Annotated in this window: 12 protein-coding genes; 9 read left to right on the top strand and 3 right to left on the bottom strand. The window is 69.5% G+C overall.

All coding sequences use genetic code 11. From position 1 onward, the window contains the following. The first annotated feature begins 33 nt into the window (after positions 1–33). Genes AWB94_RS28165 through AWB94_RS28135 form a run of 7 tightly spaced genes read left to right on the top strand, consistent with a single transcriptional unit; the run spans position 34 to position 5,838 of the window. On the top strand, positions 34–900 hold the full coding sequence (locus AWB94_RS28165) for an oxygenase MpaB family protein (protein WP_062658509.1): 867 nt from the start codon (positions 34–36) through the stop codon (positions 898–900). Next, the gene (locus tag AWB94_RS28160) at positions 875–1,489 is read left to right on the top strand and encodes a TetR/AcrR family transcriptional regulator (RefSeq protein ID WP_084395364.1); all 615 of its coding nucleotides are present in this window, start codon (positions 875–877) and stop codon (positions 1,487–1,489) included. The genes AWB94_RS28165 and AWB94_RS28160 overlap by 26 nt, the downstream gene beginning before the upstream one ends. A gap of 56 nt (positions 1,490–1,545) precedes the next feature. Further along, entirely contained in the window at positions 1,546–2,970 is a 1,425-nt protein-coding gene (locus tag AWB94_RS28155; protein ID WP_234811912.1) for an ethanolamine ammonia-lyase subunit EutB, read from the top strand. Beyond that, complete coding sequence (gene eutC, locus AWB94_RS28150) at positions 2,967–3,731, top strand: ethanolamine ammonia-lyase subunit EutC (protein WP_062658507.1); 765 nt, start codon at positions 2,967–2,969, stop codon at positions 3,729–3,731. Before AWB94_RS28155 ends, eutC begins: the two co-directional genes overlap by 4 nt. 10 nt (positions 3,732–3,741) lie before the next feature. Next, complete coding sequence (locus AWB94_RS28145) at positions 3,742–4,224, top strand: pyridoxamine 5'-phosphate oxidase family protein (RefSeq protein WP_062658506.1); 483 nt, start codon at positions 3,742–3,744, stop codon at positions 4,222–4,224. 57 nt (positions 4,225–4,281) lie between these two features. Next, positions 4,282–5,628 carry an aldehyde dehydrogenase family protein gene (locus AWB94_RS28140; protein ID WP_062658752.1) on the top strand — a complete coding sequence of 449 codons (1,347 nt, stop codon included), beginning with the start codon at positions 4,282–4,284 and terminating at the stop codon, positions 5,626–5,628. 18 nt (positions 5,629–5,646) lie between these two features. Next, the gene (locus AWB94_RS28135; protein WP_024450816.1) at positions 5,647–5,838 is read left to right on the top strand and encodes a hypothetical protein; all 192 of its coding nucleotides are present in this window, start codon (positions 5,647–5,649) and stop codon (positions 5,836–5,838) included. Here the strand turns inward: AWB94_RS28135 and AWB94_RS28130 are convergent. From AWB94_RS28130 to AWB94_RS28120, 3 genes are read right to left on the bottom strand one after another with little or no spacing between them, the layout of a single operon-like run. Next, positions 5,835–6,218 (bottom strand): nitroreductase family deazaflavin-dependent oxidoreductase, encoded by a 384-nt coding sequence (locus tag AWB94_RS28130; RefSeq protein ID WP_062658505.1) that lies wholly within the window; start codon positions 6,216–6,218, stop codon positions 5,835–5,837. The two genes, AWB94_RS28135 and AWB94_RS28130, sit on opposite strands and share 4 nt — an antisense overlap. Before the next feature lie 32 nt (positions 6,219–6,250). Beyond that, on the bottom strand, positions 6,251–6,835 hold the full coding sequence (locus tag AWB94_RS28125; protein WP_062658504.1) for a TetR/AcrR family transcriptional regulator: 585 nt from the start codon (positions 6,833–6,835) through the stop codon (positions 6,251–6,253). 37 nt (positions 6,836–6,872) lie between these two features. Beyond that, on the bottom strand, positions 6,873–7,766 hold the full coding sequence (locus AWB94_RS28120) for a LysR family transcriptional regulator (protein ID WP_062658503.1): 894 nt from the start codon (positions 7,764–7,766) through the stop codon (positions 6,873–6,875). A gap of 72 nt (positions 7,767–7,838) precedes the next feature. Between AWB94_RS28120 and AWB94_RS28115 the strand changes: the two genes are divergently transcribed. Both AWB94_RS28115 and AWB94_RS28110 read left to right on the top strand, forming a co-directional pair. After that, entirely contained in the window at positions 7,839–8,732 is an 894-nt protein-coding gene (locus AWB94_RS28115; protein WP_062658502.1) for an NmrA/HSCARG family protein, read from the top strand. 4 nt (positions 8,733–8,736) lie between these two features. Continuing rightward, entirely contained in the window at positions 8,737–9,603 is an 867-nt protein-coding gene (locus tag AWB94_RS28110) for a VOC family protein (RefSeq protein WP_201029584.1), read from the top strand. The last annotated feature ends 7 nt before the right edge of the window (positions 9,604–9,610 follow it).

Here is a 9,610-nt window from a genome sequence, read left to right as displayed (position 1 = left end):
GGAACAAAGTTCAATATCTGTAACACTGTACCCGTGACCGAACTGGCCGAGCAGCCGCAGCAGACCGACGCCCTCCCGCTGGGCCCCGACTCGCTGGTGTGGAAGTACTTCGGTGACAACCGGATGTACCTGATCGGCCCGCGGCCCGCCGTGCTGCAGAACATGCTGGCCGAACTCGGCCAGGGTGTGCTGGACCACTCGACCTTCTTCTCCGACACCGCCGAACGGCTCAAGCGCACCATCCCGCCGATCTTCCGCACGGTGTACGGCACCGAGCAGGACAACGCGGGCACCCAGGTGCGCGACTTTCACCACCACGTCAAGGGTGACATGCCTGACGGGGGTCGCTATCACGCGCTGGATCCGGACACCTACTTCTGGGCGCACGCCACCTTCGTCGAGCAGATCTATTACTTCGCCGACACCTTCGTCAAACGGCTCAGCCCGCAGGAGAAGGAGCAGATCTGGCTGGAATCCAAGACCTGGTACCGCCGCTACGGTGTCAGCGACCGGCCGATGCCGGCCACCTACGCCGAGTTCGAACGCTACTGGGACCGGATGATGAACGAGGTGGCCGTCCCGCACAAGAGCGCGAAATACGGTGTCGGCTATGTGACCAAGGGCTTTCCCTGCCCCAAGGCAGTGCACCCGGCCGTCTGGAAAGTGGTGGCCACCGTATTCGATCCGCTCGCCGCGTTCCTCACCACCGGCGGTCTGCCGCCACGCGCACGTGACCTGCTCGACCTGCCGTGGACCGAGCGTCAGGAGCGCAACTACCAGCGCTTCGCGGCGTTCTGGCGGTCCAAGCCGGTGAACTGGGTATGGGACCGGCTGCCGATGTCGGTGCGCTACAACAAGTTCGCGCAGCGCGGCTATGCCCGAGCCGACGCCCAAGCCTGATATGACGCCCGATGCCACCCAAGCGATCCTCGACGCCGCGCTCGTCGAGTTCGAGCGGCACGGTTTCCGCCGTGTTGCCCTCGACGACGTCGCCAAGCGGGCCGGGGTCAGCCGCACCACCATCTACCGGCGGTTCGCCAACCGCGACGAACTGGTCGGCGCGGTCATCGAGCGGGAGAATGTGGCGCTGTTCGCCGATATCGCGCAGGAACTGAAAAGCGCCGGGCCACAAGCCAACTACTACGTCGAGGCGTTCACCCTGTCGATCCTGCGGTTCCGCAGGCACCGGGTGCTCAACCGGATGATGGTCGACGAACCGGCGCTGGTGCTGGAGCTGATGCACCGGCATTACGGCGCCGCGGTCGAGCGGATGGCCGACGCGCTGCGGATCATCTTCCCGCCCGGCTTCGCCGAACGTATCGGCGCGCCGGCCGTCAACGAGTTCGCCGACACCATCCTGCGTTACGCGGCAATGGTTCTGCTGTTGCCCAGCGTGCAGCCGGTGCAGACGGCCGACGAGATCCGGGCGTTCGCCGCCAAGCATTTCCTGCCCAGCCTGCCCGCGGCGGTCCGCACCGTCAGCACGTAACACGGGCGTCATCGTGCCCACCCGGGCGCGTTACACGCGATGTCTAGCTTCGGTAGGTGCCCGGACCCCGACTCAAACAGCGCACCGCCACCCTGGCCGGCGTCAGCTACACCTTCAACGGCCTGGTCGACGTGCTGGCCAAGGCGACCCCGCTGCGCTCGGGTGACCAGCTCGCGGGCTGCGCGGCCTCCTCGGACGCCGAACGCGCCGCCGCCCAGTGGACGCTGGCCGATATCGGCCTGGACGTGTTCCTCGACGAGCTCGTCGTGCCCTATGAGGACGACGAGGTGACCCGCCTGATCATCGACAACCACGACCGGACGGCGTTCCAGAAGATCTCCCATCTGACCGTCGGCGGCCTGCGGGACTGGATCCTCGACGTCGCGGCCGGGCCCGACGCGGCGGCCACCCTGGCTTCGGTCGCGGCGGCCATCACGCCGGAGATGGCCGCGGCCGTCAGCAAGATCATGCGCAACCAGGATCTCATCGCCGCCGCCAGGGCCATGCCGGTGAGCGCGGCGTTCCGCACCACCGTCGGGCTGCCCGGCACGTTGGCCACCCGGTTGCAACCCAACCATCCCACCGACGATCCACGCGGAATCGCCGCGGCCGTGCTGGACGGCCTGCTGATGGGCTGCGGCGATGCGGTCATCGGGATCAATCCGGCCACCGACTCGCCGGAGGCGACGGCCGACCTGCTGCTGCTCCTCGACGAGATCCGGATGCGCTACGGAATCCCGGTGCAGTCCTGCGTGCTGTCCCATGTGACCACCACCATCGACCTGATCGGGCGAGGGGTGCCGGTGGATCTGGTGTTCCAGTCGGTGGCCGGCACCGAAGGAGCCAACAGCGCCTTCGGCGTCGACATTGCTTTGCTGCGTGAGGGTTTGGCGGCCGGCCGGTCGCTGCACCGCGGCACGGTCGGGGACAACGTGATGTATCTGGAGACCGGTCAGGGCTCGGCACTGAGTTCCGGTGCGCACCTGGGGATGGGCGGGCTGCCGGTCGATCAGCAGACGCTGGAGGCCCGGGCCTACGCGGTGGCCCGCGACTTGGAGCCGCTGCTGGTCAACACCGTGGTCGGTTTCATCGGTCCGGAGTACCTGTACGACGGGAAGCAGATCATCCGGGCCGGTCTGGAGGATCACTTCTGCGGCAAGCTGCTCGGCCTGCCGATGGGGGTGGATGTCTGCTACACCAACCACGCCGAAGCCGACCAAGATGATATGGACACACTGGTGACGCTGCTGGGCGCGGCCGGTGTCGCGTTCGTGATCGCCGTGCCGGGTGCCGACGACGTGATGCTGGGCTACCAGAGTCTGTCCTTCCACGATGCGCTGTACGCCCGGCAGGTGCTCGGCCTGCGCCCGGCTCCGGAGTTCGAGGCCTGGCTGCGCGGTCTGGGCATGAGCGATGCGCACGGCCGGGTGCTGCCCGTGGACGTCGACCAGTCCCCGCTGCGGGCGTTGGCGGGCGCATGACAAGCCCTGCCGCGCAACAGTTCTGGAACGAGTTGCGGCTGACCACCCAGTCCCGCATCGGGCTGGGCCGGGCCGGCAACGCGCTGCCGACCACCCGGGTGCTGGAATTCGCCGCGGCGCACGCGGCCGCTCGCGATGCGGTGCACATCCCGCTGGATGTCGAGGCCACCGTGGCCGCCGTCACCGCGGTGGGCATCGGCACGCCGGCCGTCGTCGCCAGCCAGGCCGACGGGCGCAGCGAGTACCTGCGCCGGCCGGACAAGGGCCGGCTGCCGGCCGATCTGGACGCGGTGCCGCGCGGCGACGCCGATATCGGGGTGGTGCTCGCCGACGGGCTGTCCCCGCGGGCGCTGACCGAACACGGCCCGGGCTTGCTCACCGCGTTGGTCGAGGTGCTGGGTGAGCGGTATTCCCTTGCGCCACCGGTGATTGCCACCCAGGCGCGGGTGGCGCTCGGGGACCATATCGGGGCGCGGATGGGGGTGCGCACCCTGCTCGTGCTCATCGGCGAGCGGCCCGGCCTGTCGGTGGCCAGCAGCCTGGGCATCTACCTCACCCACCGGCCGGAACCCGGGCGCACCGATGCCGACCGCAACTGCATTTCCAACGTGCACCCGCCGGAAGGGCTCGGCTACGCGGCCGCCGCTCGGGTGGTGGCCGGCCTGGTCGACGGGGCGCGCAGGCTGGGCCGTTCCGGCGTCGACCTGAAGGACACCTCCCGCGCCGACGAACTCGGAACGGCGGCGCAGGCGATTTCGTAGCCTGGAGGGTGTGACGACAACACTGGACCGGATCGCACCCCCGTTCATCGAGTTGGCTCATTCGATCGTGTGGGCCTCGGTGGCCACCGTCGATGCCGACGGCCGGCCCCGCAGCCGGATCCTGCACCCGATCTGGGAATGGGACGGCACCGACCTGTTCGGCTGGATCGCCACCGCACCCACCCCGATCAAGAAGGCGCATTTGGCGGCGCATCCCTATGTATCGGTGAACTACTGGTCACCGAAACAGGACACCTGCAGCGCCGAAGCCCTGGTCGAGTGGTACACCGACGACGAGACCCGCACCCAGGTGTGGGAGAAGTTCGCCAACGGCCCGGCTCCCGTCGGTTACGACCCGAGCATCATCCCGGGGTGGGACGGGCCCACGTCGCCGTCGTTCGCGGCACTGCGCCTGACGCCGTACCGGCTGCGGGTGATGCCCGGTTCGGCGATGCTGACCGGCACCGGGGGCGTGCTCACCTGGCGGCGCTGATTAGTTTCACGGTGACGGGGTACGCCACCCGCCGTGACTTCGATCATCGGCGATGTTCTGACCGTCCTCGATCCCCGCACGGGTGACGTGGTGAGCCGGGTTCCGGTTGCCGAGCCCTCGTCCTGCGACGGTGCGGTGCGCGCCGCCGCGCTGGCCTTCCCGGGGTGGGCCGCCACCGCTGCGGCCGAGCGGGCCGCCGCGCTGAGTGCCGCGGCCGACGACGTCGAGGCGGCGGCCAGCGAGCTTGCCGACCTCGTCGAGCGTGAGACCGGGAAACCGGGGGACGACGCGCTCGGTGGGGTGCGCGCGGGTATCGGGACGTTGCGCCAGTACGCCGAACTGGGTCCGCTGCACCGCGGCGCCGCGCTGCAGGGCAACTGGTCGGCCACCGATCTGATGATTCCGCAGCCGCGCGGTGTGGTGGCCGTACTCACCCCGTGGAACGATCCCGTCGCGGTGGCCGCCGGGCTGCTCGGTGCGGCGCTGGTCACCGGGAACACCGTGGTGCACAAACCCAGCGAGCGCTGCCCGACCGCGGGCCGGCGGTTCGCCGAGCTGCTGGCGGCACACCTGCCCGACGGGGTGCTGCAGATCATCGACGGAGACGGCACCGTCGGAGCGCGGCTGGCCACGGCCCCGGCGGTCGAGGTCGTCGCCCACGTCGGGAGCAGCCAGACCGGCCGGGCCATCGCGCGCGCCTGCGCCGAGCGCGGTGCGAAGGCGCTGCTGGAGAACGGCGGCAACGACGCGCTCATCGTGGACGCCGGCGTCGATCCGGCGTGGGCAGCCGAGCAGGCGGCGCTCGGGGCCTTCGCCAACGCCGGGCAGATCTGCGTCTCGGTGGAGCGTGTGTACGTCGTGGAATCTATCGCCGACGAGTTCGTCGCCGCCCTGGTCGAACAGGCGCGGCGCTGGGCCGAGAAGATCGGTCCGCTGGTCGACGAACGGCATCGCGACCTGGTGCATGCGCACGTCACCGATGCCGTCCGCCGTGGGGCCCATGTCCTCACCGGTGGCGAAAAGCCAAGCGGCCCAGGCGCTTTCTACCCACCCACGGTGCTGACCGACTGCGCACCACCCATGCTGGTGATGTGCGAGGAAACCTTCGGCCCGATCGCGCCGGTGCGAGTCGTCCCGGATTTCGACACGGCGCTGGCGCAGGCCGCCGACGACCGGTACGGCCTGGCCGCCACCATCCTCACCGCGGACATGGCACACGCGCAGCAGGGCTGGCGGCGCCTGCCGGTCGGCACGGTGAAGATCAACGACGTGTTCGGGGGCGCGCCCGGCGGCGCGGCGCAGCCGCGGCGGGCCAGCGGGTCCGGATTCGGTTTCGGCCCGGAACTGCTCGACGAGATGACCGCGACCAAGGTGGTGCACTGGTCGGCGATTCAACCGCGCTGAACGGGGAACCCCCACCGCATGGCTACGTATCGTGTGCTCAATCCGAAGGGTGAGGTCGTCGACACCAAGGACATCGAAAGCGCCGACGACGCGCACGCCTGGTTCGTCGACCAGAAGGCCGAACCCGAGCTGGGGTGGCGGATGGAAGTGCTGTCCGTGGATGGTGATTGGGCGTTCTTCGACAGCAGTGAGGGTGACCGGAAGTACTAGCCGGCGCGGCGCAACAGCACGGCCTGTTCGAACGGCAGCCGGGCGAACAGGAAACGTAGCGGGCCGGTGATCGCTTGTGCCGCTTCGGCCTTGGAGATCACCCGTGGATCGGTGTAGTGGGCGGTGCGGCCGCCGCGTTTGATCTGGCCGCCGCCGCTGGCGGTGATGTTCTTGAGCCAGTCGCGGTCCGGGCCGTAGGTCAGCATGATCGCCACCCCGTCATCCGTCCCGAACACCGATAGCGGTGTGCGATAAGGCTTTCCGGACTTGCGGCCGACGTGGTGCAGGATGCCCATGGTGGGTAGCCAGCCCGCCCACAGCCGCTGGATGGGATTGGTGACGTGCCGGTTGAACCGCGCCAGCCAGTGTGGGAGCTGCATGCCTTCGATCCAACTCCGGTTCCGGCCCGATCTCAAGAACCTACTCTGGCGCCGAACTGCTCGATGAGCAGCCGCAGTCGCTCGTCGTCGTGCCCGGGGCGCAGCCGGCCGGTGCGGGTGAGGGTGAGCAATCCGTGCAGGGCGGCCCAGAACACTTCGGTGAGGGTGTCCGCGTCGGGCTCGCCGACCACCCCGGCCACGGCCCGGCGCAGTTCGGCGAAGGCCGCCGCAAGTGGGGGCGGGGTGTCCTCGGCGGCGAAGCGCAACGTGGTGGCCCGGGTGAACATCGCGTCGTAGACGGCGGGGTGTTCGTGCGCGAAACCGAGGTAGGCCTGCGCTATTCGGGTCAGGGCGGCGTCGGCGGTGCCCGCGTCGGCGCGGGTGGCCCGAAGCGCCTGGGCGAGTTCGTCGAACCCGTCGAGCGCGACCGCCTCGGCGATCTGCTCCATGCCGGCGAAGTGTTTGTAGAGGACCGGCTGGCTGTATTCGATCTCGGTGGACAGCCGCCGGGTGGTGACGGCATCCCACCCTTCGGCCTCGGCCAACGTGCGCGCGGTGGCGACGATCAGTCGTCGGCGCGCCTGCCGCTCCCGCTCGCGGCGGTCCTCGATCGCCATGCCGGCGACATTATCATGGCTAGAATAAATAGCGGCGCTATTGTAGGTCGCGGTTTCCGAACAAGCCCAGCACCGCGCCGATCATCGGGGCGCGATCGGCGCGCCGGGTGTAGGCGCCCACCGTCAGCGCGGGACGATCCTCGATCTCCAGGACGACCGCATCGACGAGGTCGAGACCGGCGGTGAAGGCGCGCGGAACGACGGCCGTGCCCAAACCCTGTGCGGCGCACCGGGCCACGTCGGTGATCTGGCCGAGCTCGAAGATGATCTCCCGGTGTAACCCGGCGTCGCGGAACAGGGCGTCCACCATGGTGCGCAGTTGCGACCCGGTGTGGAACTCGATGAACGGCCCCGATCCCGCCAGCTCGGCCAGGGTCGCCGAACCGGCCACCGTGGTGGACGTGGCGGGCGGCGCGATGGCCACCAGTGGTTCGGGCGGCGACAGCGGGTGAAAGACCAGCCGCGGGTCCGGTGGTGGTGGGACGGCGCCGGTCAGGGCAATGTCGAGGGAGCCGTCCGCGACGGCGGCGATCAGTTCGCTGCTCGGACCCGCCGTCATGGTGATGCGGACGCCCGCGTGCCTGCGACGCATATCTCCCAGCAGGGCCGGCAGGTCCAGCACACGCGTTGCCGTCTGGGTGCTGCCGACGCGCAGCGTGCGTAGTGCGCCGGCGGCATGCGCGCTCATCTGGGCGCGCAGCTCGTCGGCCAGCTCCACGATGCGGCACGCGGTGGGCAAGAACAGTTGGCCGGCCTCGGTCAGCACCACTCGGCGGGTGGTCCGCTCGAACAGGCGGACACCGAGTTCCCCCTCCAACTGCGCGATCTGCGTGCTCAGCGCCGACTGCGACAGGTGGCAGCGCCGCGCCGCCGCGGTGAAGGAGCCGGCGTCGGCCACCGCCATCGCATAGGTGAGCTGACGCAGTTCCATTTGTTTTGCAGATTAATACCTACCGATCTATCCATCAATCAGATGTGTAATCTGTGCCAGACTCGGGCGGCCATGTCCGGACAAACCAGGGGAGTGATCGACGTGAACCGTCACACCGGGCCGATCGCGGTACTCGGCGCCACCGGTGCCCAGGGCGGCGCCGTGGCCGCCGCCCTGCGCCAACACGGCGTGCCGGTGCGTGCGGTGGTGCGCAACCCGGCCGCGCAGCGGGCCAGGGCACTGGCCGACGCCGGCGCCGAGGTGGTGGTCGCCGACCTCGCCGACGAGCAGGCGCTCGCGACCGCCTTCACCGGTGCGGCCGGCGTCTTCGCGGTGACGACACCGTTCGAGCAGGGGCCCGAGGCCGAGATCGAGCAGGGGCTGCACATCCTGGCCGCCGCCGAGCGGGCCGCCGTGCCGCACCTGGTGTTCTCCTCGGTGGGCAGCGCCGACCAGCATTCCGGCGTCCCCCATTTCGACAGCAAGGCCGCCATCGAGGCCGCGCTCGTCCGCTCCGCCGTGCCGCACACCATCGTGGGCCCCACCTACTTCTTCGACAATCTGCTCGGCGGTGGCGAACAGCTCAACGCCGGCGTGCTGGAGCTGGCGTTGCCCGCCGACCTGCCGCTGCAGCAGCTGGATCGCCGCGATCTGGGCGCGTTCGTCGCACACGTCTGCACCCAACCCGAGCGGTTCACCGGGCGTCGTATCGACCTGGCCTCCGACACCATCACACCGCGCCAGATGGCGCGGTCCCTGCAACGTGCGCTCGGCAGGCCCATCCGCGTGGTCAGCCCCGACCCGGCCGATATCGGATCGGCGGATATGCGGGCCATGTACACCTTCCTCACCGAGCGCGGCTATGCCGCCGACACCGGGTGGCTGCACCGCACCTTCCCGAGCATCGGCTGGCATCGCTTCGACGATTGGCTGGACGACACCCTGTCCGCGAATCGCGAGGGCTGACACCGTGCGCGCGCTCGCCGTGCTGGTTGCCGCTCTCGTGATGGTGTGCGGTGCCCCGCCCGCAGCGGCAGATGCCACCGATGCCGTTGGCCCGCAATATGATTCCGTGCACGTGTACGTCGACCCCGGGCAATTCGACGCGTTCGTGCACAGCTGGGTCGCCACGTTCGGCGGAACGACGAGCACCGCGGTCACCACGCACGTCACCCCGACGCCCGGTACCACCCGGTCCCAGCTCATCCTGTCGCCGGTGGGCACCCTGTCGGTGTTCGGATTCCTGACACCGATCCCGTATCCGTTCGGTACCGAACGCGGTGGCTGGCTGACCACCGACGTGGACGCCGCACTGGCCCACGCGCAGGCTGCGGGTGCCACCACGCTGGTGCAGCCGTTCGACGACCCCATCGGCCGCGACGCCGTCATCCAGTTCCCCGGTGGCGTGAACACCCAGCTCTACTGGCACACCACCGCGCCCGCCTATCCGCCCCTGCAGACCGTCCCCGACAACCGGGTCTACGTGTCGGCGGACGCGGCCGACGCATTCCTGCGGTCCTACCGCGAATTCACCGCCGCGACAGTCGATTCCGATCAACCGGCCGCAGACGGTGCGCTGCTGGGCAAACCGGGAACGGCGTTCCGCCAGATCCACCTGTCCGGCCCGTTCGGCAACACCCTGGTGTCGGTCACCGACGGGCACCTGCCGTACCCCTTCGGTCGCGAACTCGCCGGCTACGCGGTGGCCGATGTCGAGGCCACGCTCGCCAAGGCGCAATCCGCTGGCGCGCACGTCCTTTCGCCGCCGATCGGGGATGAAAAGAGCGCGGTCCTGCAATTCCCCGGCGGGTACATCGCCGAGATCCACCGGACATGAGGAGTGC

This window comes from Mycolicibacterium canariasense (genome assembly GCF_002101555.1).
Taxonomy (GTDB): Bacteria; Actinomycetota; Actinomycetes; order Mycobacteriales; family Mycobacteriaceae; genus Mycobacterium; species Mycobacterium canariasense.
Note: the sequence above shows the minus strand (reverse complement) of the source record. Positions and strands in the feature narration are given on the sequence as shown.